Origin of the sequence: Arthrobacter vasquezii (assembly GCF_029455255.1) — a bacterium.
GTDB classification, from domain to species: Bacteria; Actinomycetota; Actinomycetes; order Actinomycetales; family Micrococcaceae; genus Arthrobacter_D; species Arthrobacter_D parietis.
In genome coordinates, this window is record NZ_JAROKN010000002.1 from 46,848 (window position 1) to 69,598 (window position 22,751).

Sequence of the window (22,751 nt, forward strand, 5' to 3'; positions counted from 1 at the left end):
AGCCGCAGTGCCGTCAGGGAGGGGAAGACTGATGCTTGACTGGCTGGTTCAGAACACCTGGATACTATGGCTCGTGCTTGTGCTCGGCCTGGCCGCGGTTGAGACGCTGACTCTCGACCTGTTCTTCCTCATGCTGGCAACGGGAGCCCTTGCCGGACTGGTGGGAGCGCTGGCAGGAGCAAGCTTCTTCATCCAGGTCGTGCTCTTTTGCGTCGTCTCCCTCCTGATGGTGCTGCTCGTTCGGCCGGTGGCCCTCCGGCACCTCAAGAGCGGCTCAGCCGAGCAGCTCAGTAATATCGACCGACTGATCGGTGAGCAAGCCCTCGCCTTGGAACCGGTGACCGGGGTGACCGGCACAGTCAAGATCGGCGGTGACACCTGGACCGCGCGGACCTCCGACGGCTCTTCGTTGCCCGCCGGGAGTCGCGCCACCGTCTCCCGGATCGATGGGGCAACTGCCGTCGTCGTCGGCACACAACAGGCGGAAAGCGGACCGATCATCCCGTCGTGAGACGGGACCTGCACCATTCACACAACAAGGGGAACCATGTTCACAGATTCAGGCGCAATCGGACTCACCATTGTTCTGATTGTTCTGATCGTTTTTGTCCTGATCATCCTGGTGAAATCCGTGCGGATCATTCCGCAGGCTCGCGCCGGTGTCGTCGAACGGCTCGGAAAATACCAGCGGACACTTCTGCCCGGGCTGACAATCCTGATTCCGTTTGTCGATCGACTGCTTCCGCTCCTCGACCTGCGCGAACAAGTCGTCTCGTTCCCCCCACAACCCGTCATCACCGAAGACAACCTCGTCGTATCCATCGACACAGTGGTCTACTTCCAGGTGACGGACGCGCGGGCTGCAACCTATGAGATCGCCAATTACATTCAGGCTGTGGAACAACTGACCACCACCACGCTCAGGAATGTCGTCGGCGGGCTGAATCTTGAGGAAGCGCTGACCTCACGGGACCAGATCAACGGTCAACTCCGGGGAGTTCTTGATGAAGCCACCGGACGGTGGGGTATCCGGGTCTCTCGCGTGGAACTGAAGGCGATCGATCCCCCGCACTCCATCCAGGACTCGATGGAGAAGCAGATGCGTGCAGAACGCGATCGCCGTGCTGCCATCCTTACTGCCGAAGGCACCAAGCAGTCACAGATCCTCACAGCAGAGGGCCAACGGCAGGCCGCAATCCTGGCTGCAGAAGGTGATGCAAAGGCTGCCATTCTGAGGGCTGACGGTGAGTCGCAAGCCATTCAGAAAGTCTTCGACGCCATCCACAAGGGCAACCCGACCCAGAAACTGCTCGCTTACCAATACCTGCAGACACTTCCGAAGCTCGCTCAGGGCAATTCAAACAAGTTGTGGATCATCCCGAGCGAAGTAGGGGAAGCACTCAAGGGAATTGGAAATGTACTGGGCGCGCAGGAGCGCGGTGAAATGGAGGACTCCGGGTCTTCCCTTCCTGCAGAGGACAACTCCCGCTCCTGAGGTTCCTCCGCTGAGATCATGCCGTTCGCTGGCTGGCCGATCGAATTGGGCTATTCCAGAAGCGTCGGTATAGTGGAGTGTTTGCCGAAGGAGAGTGCCGCCGGGAACAGACGGCGGTTGAGTGACGTTATACCTGTGGTAACACGGCGTCGAAGTCGTTGTGCTGTGCTCCCGAAGGGAGTGCGGCAGAGGCATCTGGGAGTCCAGGATGCCATACGTAGTTTAGGGAGAAAAGATGAGCGACCGTAGCCTGCGGGGTATGCGCCTTGGCGCCCAGAGCATGGAGACTGAGTCCGGCGTTGAGCCGGCACCCCGCCAGCGTGTTGAGTACCGTTGCGAGGACGGCGAACGTGTCTTCGTGACCTTCGCCGCTGAAGCGGAAATTCCTCCGGTATGGGTTTCCAAGACCGGCAAGGAAGCGCTGCTTGTGGATGGTGAGCGTCCCGACACCTCCGGAGACAAGCCCGTTCGTACCCACTGGGACATGCTTCTGGAGCGCCGTTCCATGGAGGAGCTGGAGCAGATTCTCGAGGATCGCCTGAACATCCTTCGGGAGCGCCGCGGGGAGCGCCGCTCCGCCTGATTCGTCGGTACCTGAGAAGCCCGGGAACTTCACCAAGTTCCCGGGCTTCTCTTGTATTCCAAAAGGCCTGCTTCTGCTGCGCTGGATGTTGGGCGCGGGACTGCCTCCCGGTGGCTACGGTCTGCCGGATAGGTGCCCGGCCAGAACCGACCACCGCGCTGCAATGCCCCAGCGGGTGACGTTGGCAATGGCCTCAAAGACGATATTGCCGCTCATCTTGGAGTCTCCGTACTCTCGTTCCACGAACGTGATGGGCACCTCAACAATGCGGAGCCCACATTTGGCTACCCTGAACGTCATGTCCACCTGGAACCCATAGCCGACAGAATCCACCGTAGCCAGATCGATGCTTTCGAGGGTCTCTCTGCGGAAAGCCCGGTAACCGGCTGTGATGTCGCGGACCGTCAGCCCCAGCATGGTACGTGAGTAGAGGCTGCCTGCCCTGGATAGCAGCTTGCGGTGGAGCGGCCAGTTGACAACCGATCCGCCAGGAACCCAACGGGACCCGATGACCAGGTGGGCGCGCGCAACAGCATCAATCAACGCAGGTAGTTGTTCCGGTTGGTGGGAACCGTCAGCGTCCATCTCGACGAGGACGTCATAGCCGCGCTCGAGCGCCCAGCGGAAGCCGGCGATGTAGGCAGCCCCCAACCCATCTTTGCCGTGCCGGTGCAGGACATGCACTGCGGGGTCCTTGGCGGCGATCCTGTCCGCGACTGCTCCTGTGCCGTCCGGGCTGTTGTCATCCACTACCAGGACGTCCGAATCCGGAACTGCGGCTCGTAGCCGGTCAAGAGTCAGCGGAAGGGACTGGCGCTCGTTGTAGGTAGGAATAATGGTGACAACGCGCACTCATGAACCTTTCGATGGGCCTGTGCGCAGGGCGCAACAGCCGAAGAATCCGGACCGGCTTCCCAGTATAGGCCGATGCGCGGAGCGCATCCTCGACATGTGGCTACGGGGAAATGGTGGTTACGGGTAGGTTCACACGCCTTCGGGCCAGCAGTGATCAATTGATCGGCGCTGTTTTCTACTGACGTGCAAACCTACCCGTTGTGATTACCAAGCCTTCCACCACGAAGAAAATCCGCGACGTTCGCGTCTTTCGTCCCCTTCGGCGTCCACGGTGTGCGGTGGCTCGGTCAGGTCTGTCCGGAATGCCGGATCTCAACCCGTAGATCTAAAAGCTTACGGCCTGTAGTGAGAGTGTCAACAGCGCTCTGACCTGCTAATTTATATGTTTCTGCAGGTCAGCGTCACGCCCGGTGAGATCGCCGGTTTGGCATTTGTCGGTCTTCACCGTGCGTCCAGCCCGCCGCGAGTGAAGAGCTGACGACCGTGATGCACGGTCTCAAGGCAACGAGGCTCACTGCCGGTATCCAGCGCGGGAAGCAAGGGCGTCCCTGCCCTCGGGTCAGTGCTCCAGGACTGTACTCTGCTGTCCGGTGTCTGGACCATGAGTTCGTCCACCTCCCATACCGCGTAGGAAGCCGGAGCCCCGGGGACCAGTTGGCCCAGCAGGGGGTTTTCGGCACCCACCGCGCGCCATCCTGCGCGCGTGTGAGCGATGAAAGCCGCACGCGCCGAAATTCTCTCCTCTGGGCTGGCGTGGGTCATGCATGCCCGGACAGATTGCCACGGTGACATTCTGGTGACCGGTGAATCTGAACCGAGGCACACAGGCACGCCCTGACTCAACAGACTCCCGACCCGATTCATCGGCACATAGCGGTCACGGCCGAGACGCTGTTCGTACAGGCCTCCCGGAGCTCCCCACAGAGCGTCAAAACCGGATTGGGCGCTGACAATAGCGCCGAAATGGACGAGGCTGCGGATGGACTCGTCATCGGCCATCTCGACGTGCTCAAGTCGATGCCGTGCGGCTCGCACCTTCTCGATTCCGTGGACCGCAGCGGCCTTCTCAAGCCCGGCGATCACCGTATCGAGTCCCTCGTCGCCGATGACATGGAAACCGGCCTGCCTGCCGGCAGCGGTGGCCGCACCGAGGTGGGAAGCGACGTCGTCGGCGTGCATGAAGGCGGTTCCGCTGGAGTGCGGCGCGTCAGCGTAGGGGACGCGCATGCGCGCCGTATGGGAACCGATCGAGCCGTCCACGTTGAGGTCCCCGCCCAGGCCCAGTACCCGACCATCGAAACCAGCGAGCACTGAGCGGAGCTCCTCTTCGGAAGTCACTGCCTGCCCCCAATAGGCAAGAACCTCAGGATGCGCTCCGTCAAGGGATAGCAGCGAAAGGACGTCCTCCCGCGGGGCTATGTGGGGCGCAGCCATCTCGACGACCGTAACGATCCCGTTGGCGGCCGCATTATCCAGCGCGGTTCGCTGTAGGGTTGTCCGCTCAGCTGCGCCGGGGCTGCGGACGGCGGTCCGTGCGGCGAGGTGCGCCTCCCGCACAACAAACCCGTTGTCCCATCCCGAATGTGTGTGGAGGGCAAGCCGCTGTGCCAGGGACGCGGATACGACGGCGGAATGAACGTCAGCCCGGACAAGGTAAACGTCTCTGCCTCCGGAGGCGTTGTCGAGTTCTGCCGCTGTAGGCGGACGTCGCTCGGACCACCTCGATTCATCCCAGCCGTTTCCCATGATGGTTCCCGGGATACTTGCGGCAGCGCCGGCAACGAGCTCCAGCAGCTCACCCAGGCTGTTGACCTCCGTGAGGTCAAGGGAGGTCAGCGCCAGACCGGTCTCGGTGGTGTGGAAGTGTGAATCGACGAAGCCGGGGGCTATGAGCGCTCCCTGCAGGTCAATTATCACCATGCTGCTGTCCGCCAGTGACGCCGCCGCATGTTCAGACCCGACCCAGGCCACCGTATCGCCGGTAACCAGCATCGCAGTTGCGAACGGATCGGCTGCGCTATAGACGGAACCGTTGCGGTAAAGAATGGGCTTTCGATCATTTACAGACACGGGCGTGCAACTTTCAGTGAGATGAGCCGGCAGGCTATTCGGTAACGGCGGAGTAGGCGACGACGCCGCGGCGGATCAGGTCGATCGAACTGATGCATAGGCGGCGGAAACCGGGGGGCAGATCCGGTACTTTGGCCAATTGGTCGATGAGGTCGATGATCTGCTTGGTCCACCGGACGAAGTCCCCGGCCGCGAGATCGGTACCCTGCAGGGCGCTTTGGAGCCCCTTTCCTCGCGCCCACTTGTAGATCGGCCACACCAGGCCGAAGTCAGGTTCACTCGTGACCGACAGACGGTACTGCTCCTCCATATCCGTCAGGCGTGACCACTGGCGGATAACGACGTCGATCGACGTCTCAAGGGAGATTGACGGCATCCGTGGACGAAGTCCGCGTTCCTCCCGTTTAGCCTGGTAGACGAGCGCCGACGCAAACGCAGCGAGCTCCGCCGCATCGAGGTCGTCGAATCCGCCGTGCTCCAGGGACAGCGCGATCAGCAAATCCTTTTCGCCATAGATGCGGCGCAGCTTCTGACCTGCAGGTGTGGTGGACAGGCCCTGATCGGCGTCTTCCTGAAGGTAGCCATACTCAAGCAGTACTTCGGAAACCCGGTCGAACGTTTTCGCGATGGTGTTTGTGCGGCCCTGGATCTGTTGGACCAGGCGGTCTGTCTCCCGGCGCAGCTTCCACCATCGTTCGGCCCACCGGGCGTGGTTCTCGCGGTCGCTGCAGCCATGGCAGGGATGCGCCCTGAGCCGGCGGCGGAGCTCAGCAATCGCCTTTTCCTGACGCTCGGTACCGGTCGCTGGGAACTCAACCGGCGCTCTGGTGGCGGGCGGGCGCCGGTCGTTCAGGGAGTTCCTGAGAGAGGCAGCGAGGTCCCGGCGGTCCTTCGGCTTTCGCGCGTCGAACTGTTTCGGAACCCTGATCCGCGAAAGAACCGCCACCGGCCCGTCGAGGTCCTGTACCGACAGCCGGCGAACGTGTTTTTCCATGGTGAGAACGGTAGGGCGGGGATCCCGCGTTGCGTCAGCAGACAGCACGACCGCATAGCCCGCGATCCGACCGGCAGGAATATCGACGACGTCGCCTGGGCGCAGTCCTTCAAGAGAGGCGGCAGCGGCGCTTCGCCGGTTCCGGCTGCCCGCCCTGGATGCGGCAGCCTCGAGATCGGACAGTTCCCGGCGGATCGAGGAGTACTCGGAGAAGTCACCGAGGTGGCACGTCATCGCCTCCGCGTAGCCCTTGAGGGATTCCTCGCGTGTGCGGACCTGACGAGCCAGGCCCACCACCGAGCGGTCAGCCTGAAACTGGGCGAACGAGGTCTCAAGAATCTCCCGCGTCCGGTACTGTCCGAACTGCGAGACAAGGTTGATGCTCATATTGTAGGTTGGCCGGAAGCTGGAGTTCAGCGGGTAGGTCCGGCGCGAGGCGAGACCGGCGACCGCCCCGGGATCTGTCCCCGACTGCCAGAGCACGACGGCGTGACCCTCCACGTCGATTCCCCGACGGCCAGCCCGGCCGGTAAGCTGCGTGTACTCTCCCGCCGTGATGTTCACGTGGGCTTCCCCGTTGAACTTGTCGAGTTTCTCGAGCACCACCGACCTGGCCGGCATATTCACTCCGAGAGCCAGGGTCTCGGTAGCGAAAACGGCTTTGACCAGTCCCTCTTCGAAAAGCTTCTCCACTACTTCCTTGAAGGTAGGCAGCATCCCCGCGTGATGCGCGGCAAACCCGCGGATCAGCCCTTCACGCCAGGACCAGAACCCAAGTATCTCCAGATCCTCCTCCGGGATGTCGAGGGTTGCTTCCTCGACCCGCTCACTGATGACGCCGCGCTCGTATTCCGTGGTGAGCCATAGCCCGGCATCGAGGCACTGTGTAACTGCTCCCTCGCAGCCATTGCGCGAGAAAATGAAGGTGATCGCCGGCAGAAGACCTTCCCTGTCAAGGGCAGAAATCACCTGGGGGCGGCTTGCCCGTCGTACAGCAGTCTGTGGCTGCTGGTAACGGTTCGTGTTGCCCCGCCCACGCTTGGAGCCTCCCGCCCCCCAGCGGGCCCTTTGATTCAATCGGGTTTCGGTGGTGGCCAGGTTTAGCAGCTCCGGATTCACGGCGAATTTTTCTTCCGCGCCGGTTGAGGATCCCTCGGCCGCTGCCTCGTCGAAGGCGACTTCCCCTGCGAAGAGGTCGAGCAGATCATGACCGACCATCACGTGCTGCCAGAGCGGTACGGGCCGGTGCTCGGACACCACCACATCGGTGTCTCCCCGCACGGTATCCAACCAGGCCCCGAATTCCTCCGCGTTGGACACCGTTGCACTCAGGGAAACAACCTTGACCTCGGTTGGCAGGTGGATGATCACCTCTTCCCACACAGCGCCGCGGAACCGGTCAGCCAGGTAGTGCACCTCATCCATGACGACATATCCGAGGCCGGCGAGGGTATCCGAGTCCGCATACAGCATGTTGCGAAGAACTTCGGTAGTCATCACGACGACGGGGGCTTCAGAGTTGATACTCGTGTCACCGGTGAGCAGGCCTACGCGGTCTGCTCCATGGACCGCGGCAAGCTCCGCGTACTTCTGATTGCTGAGCGCTTTGATGGGGGTGGTGTAGAACGCCTTGAGGTGGTCCTTGAGCGCCATGTAGATGGCGAATTCCCCGACTACTGTCTTTCCTGCGCCTGTGGGCGCGGCTACGAGGACTCCCCTGCCCGCTTCAAGTGACGTGCACGATTCGCGTTGGAACTCGTCGAGCTCAAAACCGAGGGTCTGTTCAAACTGGTGAAGCCGGGTTTTCTCGTACCGGTTGCGTGCCTGCGCTGCCTGGTACCGCTCGGCTGGGGAGGTCATGGTTCAAGCCTAAGCTCTGCAGGGTCGCGGCTCCTGCAATTGAGCCGGGCTCAGAGCCCGTCGATCCTTGAGGCGCTATCTGCATTGGCCTCAATGTCAGCGTCCCTCGCAGCGTTTCGTTTATCACGGCGTTTGTCATTAACCAGGCAGAGCGCGACTGCCACGAAAAACAGCAGCAGCAACGGTACCGCCAGGTAGAACATGCTCATGGCATCTCCGCCTGGTGCCGCCATCGCCGCGAACAGGCAGATAAGGAACACGGTGACGCGCCAGGATTTCAACACTTGCTTGCCTTTGATGACACCCACGAGGTTGAGTCCGAAGAGCACCACGGGCAGGAGGAAGGCAATACCGAAAGCGAGCATCAGCCGCAGGAGGAAGGTTATGTACACAGGAACCGAAATGAGGTTCGCGAAACCTTCCGGTGTGAAGTCTGTCAGTACCCGCACCGCACCCGGCAGGATCAGCCAGGCCAGGGAAAGGCCTCCAATGAACAGTGGAACGGCAACGGCGATGAAACCGAGCGCGACGCGCCGTTCCTTGACGCGCAGACCCGGCGTGATGAATGCCCACAGCTGGTAGAGCCAGACGGGGCTGGCGATCACGAGACCGAGGAAGACCGAGATCTGAATCATCAGGTCAAAAGGGGACCCGACGCCGTCGAAATTCAGCGCCGCATTTCTTCCGTCAATCTCATTGATGTTCCGTACCGGCTCAGCGAGGGCTTCGAGCACCGGGTTGTAAATGAAGAATCCGACGACGGTCCCCACGACGAGCGCGATGGCGGACTTGAAAAGCCGGTTGCGCGCCTCGATCAGATGTTCTTTGAGCGCCATCCTCCCCTCGGGGTTCGATTTGCGCCCTTTTACCCTCGGCATCCTGCTCAGCTGGTTGAAGACGAGCTGCCCGGTCCCGAGGAGCGGGTGGAGCCGTGCTGGGGATCGGTGCTCCGCGGCGCTTCATCGCGGCGGGGCTGATCCATTACCCGTCCTTCTACCGGCGCGGAATCATCAGGGTCGGTGGAACCGTTTTCTTCCTTCATCTGCCGGACTTCCGACTTGAAGATACGGAGCGACTGGCCGACGCTGCGCGCCAGACCGGGGAGTTTGGGCGCGCCAAACAGCAGGATCGCGATAACGATGATGATAAGGATGTGCCAACCCTGGATCTGCATGACGAATGTCCTCTCGGTGAGTCTGAATTCAAGTCTAGGTCATAGGTGCGGTAAGTCACGCAGGAGCTGAGGCTGCCCGTGAAGTGAGCGCCGCCGTACTCTTCGCTCCAACCGCTGCCACTTGCGGGTCCTGGAGGCAACAGCATTCTGGGTGCGGACCACAGCAGGAGCTGCAAAAACGGCGAGGGGCACCCGCCGCTCCTCAGCAGTCCGCTCGGCAGTGCCGAAATCAGGCGCCAGGAGCTCCGAGGCTCGCCCTGCTTCCTCCATGAGTGCGGTGAAGCCACGGAAGAGGCGCCAAGCGAGGAAACCCAGAAAGAGAAGCGACAGCGCGGCTAGCGCGAGCCACAGAAGAATCCACGTCCACCATTCCATAGGGTCAAGTCTAGGTGGCGGTGCGCGGTGCTCGAACGGCCAGCGCTGCGTCAATGAAGCTGAGGGCATGTTCCCGCTCCTTTTGCGGGGATGCCACGCTGCACTCACCTCCAAGGCTCGCCACCAGACCGGGTAGCCAGGCGGTGGTGCCGACACTGATTTCCGCGACAAGCCTGCCATCGTCAGTCTTCGCTGTTCGCTCAGCCGCATAGGATTGCGCGATCCACTGCGCGCTTGGGCCCAGGATAAGCACAACCTTATGATCTGCGACTGACCGGTCGAAGATCACGGATGGAGTCTCCGCCCTCTGTGTGCTCGGCAGTTCGGTCAGTTCCACCCGCTGGATGCGGTCAAGCCGAAAGTTGCGACGGCCGCCGGCGCTGTGACACCAGGCATCCAGGTACCAGGCATCCTCGTGGAGGAACGCGCTGAGAGGCTCCACGAACCTCTCGGTCACCTCGTCACGGGCAGGTACGACGTAGCGCAGGTGCAACTGTCTCCGCTGCTCGATTCCGGCACGCACCGCGGCAAGGACAGGAGCAACCTCGTCTTCCGTGATCCTCGTGGCGATCGAGTCATTCATGCGCCCTGCCTCCCCTGCACCCGCGCGGAGCTTTTCCCGTGCCGAGCGGACCGCTGAGTGATCGGGCAGGCCAGGGAGGTTGATCAGGGTATCCAGTCCCACCAGGAGTGCGCAGACTTCATCAAGGCCGAAGCGGATGGGATCGCCCAGCGACTGGGGGTCGCTGATATAAATTCGGCCGTCCTCGAGCTGGATGTCTATCAGGCCGTCCGGGTAGAAGCGCGGACCGCTCACGAAGAGCAACTCCACATCCTTGATCAGCTGAGCCGGGGTGATGCTGAAGGCGCGGGCCGCTTCGGCCACCTCCACTCCTGGGTTGTTGAGCAGATAGGGCACCAGGTCGAGCAGCCGTAACACCCGGTCCTCGGTGGAAGCGGTTGGCCGGGAGGCAGGTTGTGCCGTGAAGTTTCCTTCCAGAGAGAACGACGGCGGCGTGTCCCGCAGCGCACGCGCCGCACCGGTCAGCAGGCGTCGTACTTCCGCAACCAGCGGTTCCGGGGAGAGCGCTTCAGCGTTCGCTCCGAAGGACGCGATCACACCTGCCGCTGTTGCTTCATCTGAGTAAGGAAATGTCAGGATGTCCCACCCATCACCGTGCAGGGTTGAGCGTGCGCCGGGCCGCGCCCGGAGGAGATGGCAGGTTCCCGTCCGGATTGCGACGGTCGCCCGTCGGCCAGGATTCTCGGCCTTGAGTGTTGCGAGCGAAGCGGACATGGAAAAGCCGGCCGGAACGCTGTAAGTACCGCCCAGTGTTGCGGGGGGCGTGGTCATGCGGGTAAGGCGGAACCAGCGCTCTGCCTCCCGGTCGAGATCAAAGCCAACCAGATACCAGTGTCCGAACCGGCTCCCCATTCCCCACGGCTGCACCCTGCGCTCCCGCTCCTCCCCGGTACTTGCCGCCCTGTACCCGAACAGAATCACTCGGCGTCCTGTGGTGGCTTGCCAAAGCGCGTCCCAGAACGGTTCGTTCGTTTGGATACGGGCATTGATCGGAGACGGAGAGACCGTCTCCGTGCCTACTCCCCTGCCCTGCAACTTTCGTAGCGCGCGTGATGCCGCCGCACCCAGCGAGGCTTCCTCCCACATACCCGCCGCGATGGTGAGGGCCGCGGACTCAGCGGCAGTGAAACTCATCCCTGGGAGGCGGTAATCTTCAGCGTTGATCCGATAGCGGATGGACGCATTGTCATTGTCGAACAGAGGATTTTCAGTGAATGCCTCAAGCGGGATGCCCTGTTCCCTCAGCGTGGCTTTGTCCCGGTCGAAGAGCTTCTCCCGGGCAGCGGGCGTGGGCGCCTGTTCATACTGTTCGATCTCACGGAACAGGTCCTCCTTGGTCCATCCCTGACGGGTGGATAGGAGCATCATCACCAAGGTGAGCAGGCGCTCCGTTCGTTTCGCTGACACGGTGGCAAGAATACCTTCCCGAAGAGGTTCAACGACGAAGGGCGGGCAGCCACACCATTCGGTGTTGCTGCCCGCCCGCGTTTCGGTCCGTTACCGGACGCCCATCAGGTCCACGATGAAGATCAGTGACTCTCCGGGTGCAATGGCTGAGCCTGCGCCGCTATCGCCGTACGCGAGATGCGGCGGGATCTCCAGCCGGCGCCGTCCGCCGACCTTCATGCCCGCAATACCCTGGTCCCAACCCTGGATGACCTGACCCACTCCGATACGGAAGTCCAACGGCGTACCGCGGTTCCAGGAGGAGTCGAACTCCTCCCCGGTGGAGAATGCGACGCCGACGTAGTGCGCGGAGACGGTATCCCCCACTTCCGCTTCACGGCCTGTTCCTTCGATCAGGTCCTTGATGATGAGGTCCGCCGGAAGGTCCTCGCCGGGGAAATCGACCTCTGGCTTGGTGCGGTCATATTCACGCTGTCCGAAAGACATAGAAACTCCTCTTACTCTGCGGATACTTTTTCGACTATTTCGACATAGAAAGCGAGCGGTCCGGCCGGTCCCTGCGCCGGCTGATCACCGTACGCCATGTCGGACGGAATCACGAGCAGGACCTTGGCGCCGACCTTCAGGCCGGACAGTCCCTGGGTCCACCCGGGGATGACACCGCTGAGCGGGAACTCGGAGGGTTCACCGCGATCGAAGCTGGAATCGAACTGCTCGCCCTGCCAGGACCATCCGGTGTAATTGGCTGCGATAGTGTCCGCTTCCGTAACCTCTTCGCCGGTTCCCTCTTCGATGACCTTGACGACGAGGTCTGCTGGGGCTTCGTTGTCCGGGAATTCGATCGAGGGAACACCCTCGTCGTTAAGCGTCACAGTAGGCAGCTGTCCGGCTTCCTCAAGCTCGGCAACTTCCTCAGAGGAGAGCTTCTGAGGAGGGTTCTCGGCACTGATTACCTGCAGCATCAAGAGCACATCCTGGGACTGGGGCACTTCTTCTTCCGCAGGTATTGCAAAGGCTACGTGGGAGCCCACCTTGGATCCAAGGAGGACTTCATATAGCGGCGGATAGACTTCCTGAAGCTCTTCATCCAGCGGTAGGGTCTGGGGCGCCCCGGCCTCATACGAGTTCTGAAGCGGGCTCCCGTCCTCAGGGTTGAGAGACAGAACATGGACGCTCACGTTCTGGCCCGCCTCGAGGGCCGCGCCGTCCCCCTCGGTCATGACGCGAGCACCTTGTTCCGTGATGTCAAGCGGAGCGTCAAACTCAACTTCCGGAGCGGTGTCCGGCCCGGCGTCGGTGACCTCTACCGATTCAAGGGTCTCAACTGCCCCGGCGGACTTGCCGTCCTGGTCGAACTCCGCGGGTGTGCTTGCTCCGCCGCATGCCGTCAGGAACAGCATCGTGGGCAGCAGGAATGCTAATACTTTGCGCACAGTATTTCTTTCACGTGGGATGGAGAACGCGGTTCCGCGATCCTGCCGGCCGTCCTCTCGGCACCGGACTTACCTACCCTAACGGGTTGGGTGGAAAAGTTTCTCCCGTTCCGGTGAGCGGGACGGGGCCTAGAGATGCTCCAGAAGAGCATTCACGCGCTCGTCTTCTGCGGCGAACGGGTCCTTGCAGAGGATGGTCTGCTGTGCCCGGTCATTGAGCTTCAGGTGCACCCAGTCGACGGTGAAATCGCGGTTGGCTTCCTTCGCGCGGCGCACGAACTCGCCCCGCAGCCGAGCCCGGGTGGTTTGGGGCGGAATATCGACCGCGGCCTTGATGTCGACGTCGTCCACTACGCGCTCAGTCTCCCCGCGGGCCTGCAACATGAAAAATAGGCCCCGCGACCGCGAGATGTCGTGATAGGTGAGGTCGAGCTGGGCGATCCGTGCTGAATCAAGGTCGAGGTTGTTTCGTTCCATGTAGCGATCCACGAGCTTCTTCTTGATCGCCCAGTCGATCTCGCGATCGACCAGCGTGTGGTCGCCGGTTTCAACGGCGTTCAAGGTCCGCTCCCACAGTTCCAGAACCCGTGGAAGGTGCGGAGTATGCGCTCCCTCAGCGGCGACGAAGGCGCGTGCACGATTCAGATACTCCCGCTGGATGTCCAGTGCTGATACACGACGCCCATTGGCCAGCTTCAACGGCTGCTTGCCAGTGAGGTCGTGTGAGATCTCCCGGATGCTCCGAATGGGATTCTCCAGGCGGAAGTCCCGCATGATGACACCGGCTTCAATCATGCGCAGGATCAGATCGACGGACGCGATTTTCAGCAGGGTGGTTGTTTCCGACATGTTCGAATCACCCGCGATGACATGGAGGCGCCGGTAATATTCGGCGTCGGCATGCGGCTCGTCCCGGGTATTGATGATCGGCCTCGAGCGGGTAGTCGCTGAAGACACACCTTCCCAGATGTGATCGGCGCGCTGTGAAAAAGCGTACAGCGACCCTGACTGCGTCTTCAGAACTTTGCCTGCTCCGACGAGGAGTTGGCGGGTAACGAGGAACGGGATCAGGATGTCGGACAGACGGGAAAATTCCAGCTTGCGCGGTATGAGGTAGTTCTCATGGGATCCGTAGGAGTTGCCGGCGGAATCGGTGTTGTTCTTGAAAAGGTAGACCCGGCCGTCGTAACCCTCCTGGCTGAGCTTGCGCTGAGCCTCGGCAATCAGGTCTTCGAGGATGAGTTCGCCGGCGCGATCATGCGCGATGAGCTGCGCGACGTCGTCGCACTCGGCGGTTGCATATTCAGGGTGCGAGCCCACGTCCAGGTAAAGACGTGACCCATTGGTCAGGAAAACGTTCGAGGACCGGCCCCAGCTCACTACCTTGCGGAAGAGGTAGCGAGCCACTTCCTCCGGCGAGAGCGGCCGGGAGTTGGGACCGGAGTAGGCAATGCCGAACTCTGTCTCAATTCCGTAGATCCGGCGGTCCATTACAGTGACGCCCCGTCCGGGGTCAGCATGACATCGAGCTCGTGGGAGCTAATACGGCGGAAGGCACGGACGCTGCCGCGCGTTGTCAGTGGATTGCGGTCCAGAACCGCCACCTCGAGGGTTTTCGAACCGGGATGCTCCCTGGGCTGGGAGTTTGGCCCGCCGTCATAGCGAAGGGAGTCAACTGCTGCACGAATGCCTTCACCGAAATTCTGGTCAGCGTTCCAGCGGTCCTTGAGGGCTTCGACGACGGCGTCAGCCTGACCTCCCATCACAATGAAGCCGGTTTCATCGGCAATGGAACCGTCGAAGGTCAACCGATAGATGTGGTCCTGCGCACTGGACGCGCCGACCTCCGCCACCGCAAGCTCCACCTCGAACGGCTTGCTTTCAGCGGTGAAGACCGCACCGAGGCTTTGCGCGTAGACGCTCGCAAGGCCGCGAGCGGTCACGTCCTCGCGGTCATACGAATAGCCGCGCACGTCCGCATACCGCACGCCGGCCTGGCGAAGACTCTCGAACTCGTTGTACTTGCCCACGGCAGCAAACGCTATGCGGTCGTAGATCTCGCCAAGCTTGTGCAGCGAGGGTGAGGGATTTTCGGCGACCAGGGCGATGCCTTCCCTGCAGCTGAGAACAACGACGGACCGGCCGCGTGCAATGCCCTTACGCGCGAAATCGGCTCGGTCCTTCATGAGTTGTTCGGGGGAAACGTAGAACTGCTGAGTCATTGCTAAGCCTCCCGCCCTGAGACCGAGCGCGACGCGATGATGTCCTCGGCGGCTTCCGCCAGCGTTCGTTCGGGGATTCGCCGCGCTCCCGCACCGTTGACCGTGTAGACCACGGGCCAGAGCTGGCGCACGACGTCCGGGCCGCCCGTTGCGGAATCGTCATCTGCCGCGTCATACAGGGCTTCCACCGCCACCTTCACGGCGTCGTCTTCCCCGAGGTTGGGCTTCCACAGCTTCTTGAGTGCACCGCGGGCGAAAACGGAACCGGAGCCGACGGAATGGTGCTCCTGCTCCTCGTAACGGCCGCCGGTGACGTCGAAGGAGAAAAGTCGTCCGACCCTGCGGGTGGTATCGAAACCAGCGAAGAGCGGCACAACGGCCAGGCCCTGGAGCGCCAGCGGCAGGTTTGCCCTGATCATGGCGGCAAGGCGGTTCGCTTTACCGTCGAGGCTCATCCGTGTGCCCTCGATTTTCTCATAGTGCTCCAGTTCGACCTGGAACAATCTCGTGATATCGAGCGCGATTCCAGCGCTTCCGGCGATCCCGAGGACCGAGAACATGTCCGCCGGAAAAACCTTCTCAATGTGGCGGCTGGCAATGATGTTGCCCATCGTTGCGCGCCGGTCACCGGCCATCAGCACGCCGCCCGCATAGGTGAGCGACACGATGGTTGTGGCGTGCGGCGCGAGGTCAGCGCCACCGGCCGAATGGTTCGCTGCATCGCGGGCGGAGGGAAGCGCGGCTGGATTCTGTGCGGCGATGTAGTCGGAGAAAGAAGTGGAGGCGGCCCGGCCTATGGTTGCGGCCGCGTCTTCCGGCAGCATGCGCTACTGTCCACCCTTCTGCACGAATCCCCGGACGAACTCTTCCGCGTTGGATTCAAGTACGCCGTCGATCTCATCCAGAAGGTCATCTACACCTTCGGTCTGGCTGCTGTCCTGCGACTGAGCGGCGGCAGGCGCCTGCGCAGTGTCGACGGTGGCCTCGTCCTGCTCCTCGGGGCGTGATCCGGTGTTCCGCTGGTCCTGTGTTGCCATGATGAGAGCCCTTCTCTTCGGCCTGTTGTCGGCTACTTCTATGGTGCCATGCTGGGTTCCGGACCGCCCTGCAGCCGGGACACAAATTCCTCCGCCGTCCGCGAACCGGCGAACAATTCCTCCGTCAACGCGGCTGTCCCGCGAAGTGGTTCGCGCGTCTGGATACGCTGAAGTCTTCGCTGCGACGGCAGTTCGAAGATAATGGAATCCCAGCTCGCACCAACCACTTCCTTCGGGAAGGCGGAGATACAGCGTCCGCGAAAGTAGGCCCGCGTGTCCGTGGGCGGATCCGTGACTGCCGCAACGACGTCGTCGTAGCTCACCAGGCGTTCCATTGCGTTCCTGGCAGCGAGACGGTAATAGATACCCTTGTCCGGCCTGAGATCCGCGTACTGTAGGTCGATAAGCGCCAGCCGTGGATCTTTCCAACCGAGGCCATCCCGGTCACGGTATGCCTGTAATACTTTCAGCTTGGCGACCCAGTCCACCTGACCGGCAGCTTCCATGGGATCTCGACGCAGCGTTTCAATCAGGGACTCCCACCGGGCAAGCACATCCGCTGTTTGTGCATCTCCCCCGCCCTGGGCGGTCACTGCGGACAGTGCAGCTTCGAGATACATCTGCTGAATGTCGAGGGCTGTCACCCTTCGACCATCGGTGAGTCTGATGAGGTGACGCAGGGAGGGGTCGTGACTGACCGCCTGCAGTTCCCGGACCGGTTCGGCAATTTCCGGGATGGGAACCAGCTCATGTTCGATCAGCGACAGAATAAGCGAGGTAGTTCCGAGCTTCAGATAGTTGGATACCTCGCTCAGATTCGCATCACCGATGATGACGTGCAGTCGGCGATACTTCTCGGCGACCGCGTGCGGCTCGTCCCGTGTATTGATGATCGGCCTGCGGACGGTGGTTTCCAGACCAACTTCATTCTCGAAGAAGTCTGCCCGCTGGCTCAGCTGGAAACCGGGCTGCTGATTGAGGGAACCTAGACCCACCCGTCCCGCTCCGCACATGACCTGGCGGGTCACGAAGAACGGGATCAATGCGGCGGCGATCCTGCCGAAGGGAACGCTTCGGGGTACAAGATAGTTTTCGTGGGACCCGTACGAAACACTCTTGCTGTCGGTGTTGTTCTTGTAGAGGATGACGGGCGCGAAGCCGTGGGTAGCCGCGATACGGGCCATGGCGCGCTGCACAACAACGTCTCCGGCACGATCCCAGCGCACAACATCCAGCGGGTTCGTTACCTCCGGACTTGAGTACTCCGGGTGGGCGTGGTCCACGTAAAGCCGCGCGCCGTTACTCAGGACGAGGTTCATCAGCACCGCAGCATCTTCCGAAGGATCGGTGCCGCCCTGGTCAACGAGGGCGACCTCCTCCGCCGTGAGCACTGGGGGTTCATCGGTGAGCTGGGAAGAGTCAGCGACGGACCGTCCCATCTGCCAGCCGCGGGCGTCGGACAGCGGGGCTTCGTCCGTGTAGTCCCAACGGGTACCGGCGAGATTCCCCAAACCTTCGCGCAGTGTTGTAGCGTACGCGTTCACAACCTGTGTGGAAAGCACGGTCGCATTCGCATCGGAGATACCGGGAGCGATGATTCCGTATTCGGTTTCAGTGCCCATGACACGGTGGACGGTCAGAGGCGGCACATCGACTGTTGATGCAGCAGTGGATGAAGGTTCCGTCACAGATACTGCCCGGTGTTGGCGGTGGTTTCGATGGTCTTGCCCGGTTCCTGCCCTGCCTTGCCCTGCACGATGGTCCGGATGTAGGTGATGCGCTCACCCTTCTTGCCCGAGATGCGCGCCCAGTCATCGGGATTTGTGGTGTTCGGCATGTCCTCGTGTTCGCGGAACTCGTCCACCACGGCTTGCAGCAGGTGCTCGATTCGCAACCCCTTCTGACCGTTCAGCAGGAAGTCCTTGATTGCGCTCTTCTTCGCGCGGTCCACGACGTTCTGGATGACTGCGCCGGAGTTGAAGTCCTTGAAGTAGAGCATCTCCGTGTCACCGTTGGCGTAGGTCACCTCCAGGTACTCGTTCGATTTCTCCGTCGAATACATCTTCTCCACAGTGCGGCGGACCATAGCCTGGATGGCGGCAGCGGTGCTGCCGCCGTATTCGGCGAGATCATCCCTGTGAAGGGGTAGGTTGCCGGTCACGTACTTCGCAAAAATCTCCGCCGCACCCTCGGCATCCGGTCGGTTGATCTTGATCTTCACATCGAGGCGTCCCGGGCGGAGGATGGCTGGATCGATCATGTCCTCACGGTTCGAAGCACCGATCACGATGACGTTCTCGAGCTTCTCGACACCGTCGATCTCGCTGAGCAGCTGCGGCACGATGGTTGTCTCTACATCGGATGACACTCCGGTACCGCGCGTGCGGAACAGCGAATCCATTTCGTCGAAAAAGACGACAACGGGCGAGCCGTCCGATGCTTTCTCACGTGCACGGGCAAAAATTAGCCGAATGTGCCGTTCCGTTTCACCGACATACTTGTCCAGCAGCTCGGGACCCTTGATGTTAAGGAAGTAACTGCGGGTTTCCTCTGATCCGGTACGCTCGATTGCCCTCGCCGCCAACGAATTGGCTACGGCTTTGGCGATGAGCGTTTTGCCGCACCCTGGCGGACCATAGAGCAGAATCCCCTTGGGAGCCTTCAACCCGTGCTCGCGGTAGAGGTCCGGGTGGAGGAAAGGCAGCTCGACGGCGTCGCGAATCTGCTCAATCTGCGGTCCCAGACCTCCAATATCCTCGTAAGCAATGTCAGGCACTTCTTCGAGAACGAGGTTCTCCACCTCAGAACGTGCAATCTTCTCCAGCGCATAACCAGTCCGGTTGTCCACGGACAATGCATCCCCGACACGGATCTTCTGCTGCTGCAATGGGCCGCTCAACCGGACTACGCGCTCTTCGTCGGCGCGCCCGATGACCAGAACCCTGTCCTTGCCGAGCAGTTCCTTGGTGGTCACCAGTTCCCCGGCGCGCTCGAATGAAAGCGCCGCGACGATTGTCAAGGACTCGTTCAGCAGAACTTCCTGCCCGGGCATCAGCTGGTCCATGTTCACAAGCGGACTGACAGCGACCCGCAGCTTCCGGCCCGACTGGAAGATGTCAGCGCTGACCTGTTGTGCGGCCTGAGCACCGTTAGCCTCGCCGGACGAAATACGGGCGTTCACTTCGATCACAGTCGCGAAGCTGAAGGGCGCGGCCCCCTCCTTTTCGAGTGCCGCCTTGAGCCGAACAATTTCGGTCCGGGCGGCTTCCAGCGCCGAAACAAGCTTGGAGTTGTTCTGCGTAGCGGACGCCAGTTGTCGATCAATGTGCCGAAGCTTGTCCCGTAGAACATTGATCTGGCGCTGCGCAACTGCCAGCTGTCCGTCGGTCGGAGCCGGGTTGGCATTGGGCGCGGACCGAGGCGTTCCGGACTCATTACTCGATGTATCCAACGCGATCGCCACCTTCACCGTTGTCTGTTGCGTTCTCTTTTGACCATAGCGCAGTGCACATCGGATTATGCCGAAAGTGACAACTTCGTCATCTCGGAAGCGCTCGGGTCAGTCGGTCTGCCGCGACGCCTCGGATTCACGCCGGAACTGCGCCTCCTCGGCCGACAATGCGCCGCGCTGGATGGTCGAACTTGCATCACGCGCGACCCGCCGCAGCCGTTTGTCCGACATTGAGCGCTCGCCCACCGCCTGCGGCGTCCAGGCGTTGAGGTCTTCTTCACTGAATCCGGTCTTCGACGGTCGGCGCTTCGTGCTGATTCCGGTCACTCCGTGCGCGAGACGGCGGGTAATGAGCAGGAATCCGGTATGCGCCACCATGCGGTGGTCGGGGCGCACAGCCAGTCCTTCAAGGTGCCACCCACGCACCATCGACTCCCACGCGTCCGGTTCAGTGAACCGGCCATCGGCGCGGATCGACTCCGCTGTCCGGGAAAGCTGGGTAACGGTGGCCACATAGCTGATCCACACTCCGCCCGGTGCCAGCACGGTGGCGACGGCGTCAAGGCACTCCCATGGCGCGAGCATGTCCAGAACGACGCGGTCAACGCTTCCCGGCTGCTCCGTTTCCAGAACCTGCTCCTGGAAATCCCCGAGCGTGATCTGCCAGGCGGGATGTTCGCCGCCGAAGATCGTTTCGACATTGCCTTTGGCGATGTCCGCGAATTCCTCGCGGCGTTCGAACGAGTGCAGGTATCCGTTGTCACCGACCGCACGGAGCAGCGAGATGGACAGTGCACCCGAACCCACACCGGCTTCCACTACCCGGGCTCCCGGAAAGATGTCTGCCATGGTGATGATCTGACCGGCATCCTTGGGGTAGACAACCGCAGCGCCGCGAGGCATCGACAAGACGAAGTCGGACAGCAGCGGGCGGAGTGCCTGATACTGGCCGCCGGTGGTGTTGGTGACGATCGTTCCTTCAGGAATGCCGATCAGCTGGTCGTGGCTGAGAAACCCCTTGTGAGTGTGGAATGCACCGCCCGGAGTCAGGGTAACGGTGTTCATTCGCCCCTTCTCGTCGGTCAACTGTACGCGCTCACCGGGACGCAGCGGCCCGCGGCGGGCTGCCGCGCCGTGGGGTTGCGGCGCAGAGCGCTGGTTGGACGGAGCCTCATCCGTCTCATGCTGGCTGGTGTTCATGGAGTCCTCCGGTGGTTCTGCTGAGGCAACCTGACGGCGCCCGTGTTCGTGGGTATGCGTAGTGTCAGTTACTGCCTGGTTGAGCACGGCCTGTGATAGCCGCGATGACAACGGACTGATGCAGAACACCGGTGACCGACCCTTGCCGGTCTGTCACCGCGTACTCACTTCCGGCGAGCCTGGCCAGATACTGCACCAGTTCCTGCCCTTCGGCAAATTCAGGCACGTAGGCGCCCGGCGCGAGCGCGCGGGCGACAGCATTCGCCGACGTACCCTCGGCCTGCGTATCGGGGACGGCCGTCAACGCGCCTTGGTCCACCACCGCTTCCGGCAGCCCATCCGGGCTGGTCAGGACGACCTCGTGCCCTGGCCGGTCGGCGAGCAGCCGCCGGACCTGCTGGACGGAGGTTCCCGCCGGGACGCTCACCGCGGGACGCTTCAATCTCCCTGCGCTGACTTCGGGTAGTCTCAGCCGCATCTGAGCGTTGGCTATCGCTGAGCTGGCCCCGAGCCATAGGAAACCGCCCATAACGACGGCGACAATCACCGTGACGGTGCTGGGTTGGGAACCGCCAAGAAGTGGCACCAGCACAACGGCAGCAACGAGGAGGACGGCGATAGCCCTCCCTGTCCAGCCGGCGGCCACCGTTCCTTTTTCCTGGCTGCCGGTAGCACGCCAAACAGCAGATTCGACGATCCGTCCGCCGTCGAGGGGCAGGCCGGGCAGTACGTTGAAGGCCGCGACAAGGAAGTTGGCCCAGATCAGTATATTGGCCAGGAGATTTAACACGCCGGTTGGTTCGATGATGACCAGCGCTCCCCACCCGGCGACAGCAAGGACCAGGTTGGCTGCGGGTCCCGCCATGGCAACGACCAATGACCTGCCGGGGCTGGCGGCGAAGTTTTCAAACTGGGTATGTCCGCCCCAGAGATTCAGGACGATACGCGTGGTCGGCCACCCGAACCTTCGGGCTGAGAGCGCGTGTGCAAGTTCATGTATGAGGACGGACGCTGCGAGCAGGACGGCATAGGTGAGGGCAACGCCGTACGCGCCCAAGCCAATGGCAGGGTACAGGTCTGCCACCTGCGGGCCGAAGACGATGACCACGAAAGCCGTGATGATGAACCATGACCATGCCAGTACAACCGGAATACCGAAGATCCGCCCTAGCGGAATACCTTCCTGGCGTACGGGCTCAGGGCGTCGTGACCTATTCACGCAGTTGCCCTTTCGCCTGTAGCGCGTCCAACGTGGAAGTGGACGAGGTCTTCAACATCTTCCACGGTGCGTCCGGCGAGGCTGGTCCACTGGTGGTCAGCGGATTCAGCGGGCAAGGCAACGAAGTGCGGTACGCCAAGGGTGACTACTCCCGCGGCCCTGGCTGATGTGACCCCGGGAAGGGAATCCTCGATGGCCACCACGCGCTCCTTGTGTAGCATGCGACCTTCCGAGAGGAAGTCAAAGGCCCTCTGGTATGCCTCGGGATCAGGCTTTCCCCGGGCTACCTGGTCACCGGTTACCAACAATTCGAACGTACCCTCCGGCAGGTGGCGTGACACCTCGAGCGCCAATTGCTGCTCGGACATCGTGACCAGTGCACAGGGAATCCCGGCCTGCCGCAGGGCGGTCAGGAGTTCGCGGGCACCCGGACGCCACGGAACCGACTCGCTGACCCTTGCTGTCACCTGTGTCGTGAGCGTGTCAATGATCTCGCGCACGCTCAACCTGACACCAGCGGCCTGCAACACGCCGGCCGAAAAGGTGAGTGCCTGGCCTACCAGGCCCGTTGCCTGCTCATCGGACCAGGATCCGCCGTGGGCGGCGACCAGCGCACGCTCAGCTTCAATCCAGTACGGTTCGGTATCCACGATCGTGCCGTCCATGTCCCACAGCACAGCCTGAAGAATGCGCTCCGCGGGAGCACGGTGCTCGGCACGCTGTCCGTTATCTGAGGGCACAGCCGTATTGCTGAAAGGGGTGACCATTCCTCAAGTCTACGGGGCCACGCAGG

21 protein-coding genes are annotated in these 22,751 nt (G+C 61.9%); 3 read left to right on the top strand and 18 right to left on the bottom strand.

The annotated features are described in order from the left end of the window. The first annotated feature begins 31 nt into the window (after positions 1 to 31). From P4U43_RS01320 to P4U43_RS01330, 3 genes are all read left to right on the top strand, one after another. Complete coding sequence (locus tag P4U43_RS01320; RefSeq protein ID WP_277357120.1) at positions 32 to 511, top strand: NfeD family protein; 480 nt, start codon at positions 32 to 34, stop codon at positions 509 to 511. A gap of 36 nt (positions 512 to 547) precedes the next feature. Continuing rightward, positions 548 to 1,495 carry an SPFH domain-containing protein gene (locus P4U43_RS01325; RefSeq protein ID WP_056549550.1) on the top strand — a complete coding sequence of 316 codons (948 nt, stop codon included), beginning with the start codon at positions 548 to 550 and terminating at the stop codon, positions 1,493 to 1,495. Positions 1,496 to 1,730: 235 nt separating this feature from the next. After that, a complete protein-coding gene (locus tag P4U43_RS01330) occupies positions 1,731 to 2,078 on the top strand; it encodes an RNA polymerase-binding protein RbpA (protein WP_056549551.1) in 348 nt (115 codons plus the stop codon). Between the two features lie 114 nt (positions 2,079 to 2,192). Here P4U43_RS01330 and P4U43_RS01335 read toward each other — a convergent pair whose 3' ends face one another. From P4U43_RS01335 to P4U43_RS01420, 18 genes are all read right to left on the bottom strand, one after another. Then, the gene (locus tag P4U43_RS01335) at positions 2,193 to 2,930 is read right to left on the bottom strand and encodes a polyprenol monophosphomannose synthase (RefSeq protein WP_277357121.1); all 738 of its coding nucleotides are present in this window, start codon (positions 2,928 to 2,930) and stop codon (positions 2,193 to 2,195) included. Between the two features lie 444 nt (positions 2,931 to 3,374). Next, on the bottom strand, positions 3,375 to 5,003 hold the full coding sequence (locus P4U43_RS01340) for an amidohydrolase (protein WP_277357122.1): 1,629 nt from the start codon (positions 5,001 to 5,003) through the stop codon (positions 3,375 to 3,377). A gap of 34 nt (positions 5,004 to 5,037) precedes the next feature. Further along, on the bottom strand, positions 5,038 to 7,857 hold the full coding sequence (locus P4U43_RS01345) for a DEAD/DEAH box helicase (RefSeq protein ID WP_277357123.1): 2,820 nt from the start codon (positions 7,855 to 7,857) through the stop codon (positions 5,038 to 5,040). A gap of 50 nt (positions 7,858 to 7,907) precedes the next feature. After that, complete coding sequence (tatC, locus tag P4U43_RS01350; RefSeq protein WP_235563322.1) at positions 7,908 to 8,693, bottom strand: twin-arginine translocase subunit TatC; 786 nt, start codon at positions 8,691 to 8,693, stop codon at positions 7,908 to 7,910. Between the two features lie 47 nt (positions 8,694 to 8,740). Then, complete coding sequence (gene tatA / locus P4U43_RS01355; protein ID WP_277357124.1) at positions 8,741 to 9,031, bottom strand: Sec-independent protein translocase subunit TatA; 291 nt, start codon at positions 9,029 to 9,031, stop codon at positions 8,741 to 8,743. Between the two features lie 39 nt (positions 9,032 to 9,070). Then, positions 9,071 to 9,406, bottom strand: a complete 336-nt coding sequence (locus tag P4U43_RS01360) for a hypothetical protein (protein WP_277357125.1) — start codon at positions 9,404 to 9,406, stop codon at positions 9,071 to 9,073. A 10-nt stretch (positions 9,407 to 9,416) separates the two neighbouring features. Continuing rightward, complete coding sequence (locus tag P4U43_RS01365) at positions 9,417 to 11,396, bottom strand: helix-turn-helix transcriptional regulator (protein WP_277357126.1); 1,980 nt, start codon at positions 11,394 to 11,396, stop codon at positions 9,417 to 9,419. A gap of 90 nt (positions 11,397 to 11,486) precedes the next feature. Next, positions 11,487 to 11,882: an FKBP-type peptidyl-prolyl cis-trans isomerase gene (locus tag P4U43_RS01370; protein ID WP_277357127.1), complete on the bottom strand. Its 396-nt coding sequence runs from the start codon at positions 11,880 to 11,882 to the stop codon at positions 11,487 to 11,489. An 11-nt stretch (positions 11,883 to 11,893) separates the two neighbouring features. Then, positions 11,894 to 12,829: an FKBP-type peptidyl-prolyl cis-trans isomerase gene (locus P4U43_RS01375; protein WP_277357128.1), complete on the bottom strand. Its 936-nt coding sequence runs from the start codon at positions 12,827 to 12,829 to the stop codon at positions 11,894 to 11,896. Positions 12,830 to 12,958: 129 nt separating this feature from the next. Continuing rightward, entirely contained in the window at positions 12,959 to 14,320 is a 1,362-nt protein-coding gene (pafA, locus tag P4U43_RS01380) for a Pup--protein ligase (protein WP_277357129.1), read from the bottom strand. Then, a complete protein-coding gene (gene prcA, locus P4U43_RS01385; RefSeq protein WP_277357130.1) occupies positions 14,320 to 15,051 on the bottom strand; it encodes a proteasome subunit alpha in 732 nt (243 codons plus the stop codon). The genes pafA and prcA overlap by 1 nt, the downstream gene beginning before the upstream one ends. 2 nt (positions 15,052 to 15,053) lie before the next feature. Next, positions 15,054 to 15,872, bottom strand: a complete 819-nt coding sequence (gene prcB, locus P4U43_RS01390; RefSeq protein ID WP_404800679.1) for a proteasome subunit beta — start codon at positions 15,870 to 15,872, stop codon at positions 15,054 to 15,056. A gap of 6 nt (positions 15,873 to 15,878) precedes the next feature. Continuing rightward, entirely contained in the window at positions 15,879 to 16,088 is a 210-nt protein-coding gene (locus P4U43_RS01395; RefSeq protein WP_277357132.1) for a ubiquitin-like protein Pup, read from the bottom strand. A gap of 38 nt (positions 16,089 to 16,126) precedes the next feature. Further along, positions 16,127 to 17,710 carry a depupylase/deamidase Dop gene (gene dop, locus P4U43_RS01400; RefSeq protein WP_277357224.1) on the bottom strand — a complete coding sequence of 528 codons (1,584 nt, stop codon included), beginning with the start codon at positions 17,708 to 17,710 and terminating at the stop codon, positions 16,127 to 16,129. Positions 17,711 to 17,772: 62 nt separating this feature from the next. Next, positions 17,773 to 19,539 (bottom strand): proteasome ATPase, encoded by a 1,767-nt coding sequence (arc, locus tag P4U43_RS01405; RefSeq protein WP_056549621.1) that lies wholly within the window; start codon positions 19,537 to 19,539, stop codon positions 17,773 to 17,775. Positions 19,540 to 19,647: 108 nt separating this feature from the next. Continuing rightward, positions 19,648 to 20,739: a tRNA (adenine-N1)-methyltransferase gene (locus tag P4U43_RS01410; RefSeq protein ID WP_277357133.1), complete on the bottom strand. Its 1,092-nt coding sequence runs from the start codon at positions 20,737 to 20,739 to the stop codon at positions 19,648 to 19,650. A gap of 64 nt (positions 20,740 to 20,803) precedes the next feature. Continuing rightward, a complete protein-coding gene (locus tag P4U43_RS01415) occupies positions 20,804 to 21,958 on the bottom strand; it encodes a site-2 protease family protein (RefSeq protein ID WP_277357134.1) in 1,155 nt (384 codons plus the stop codon). Continuing rightward, positions 21,955 to 22,725 (bottom strand): HAD family hydrolase, encoded by a 771-nt coding sequence (locus P4U43_RS01420; RefSeq protein ID WP_277357135.1) that lies wholly within the window; start codon positions 22,723 to 22,725, stop codon positions 21,955 to 21,957. Before P4U43_RS01420 ends, P4U43_RS01415 begins: the two co-directional genes overlap by 4 nt. Positions 22,726 to 22,751 lie beyond the last annotated feature (26 nt).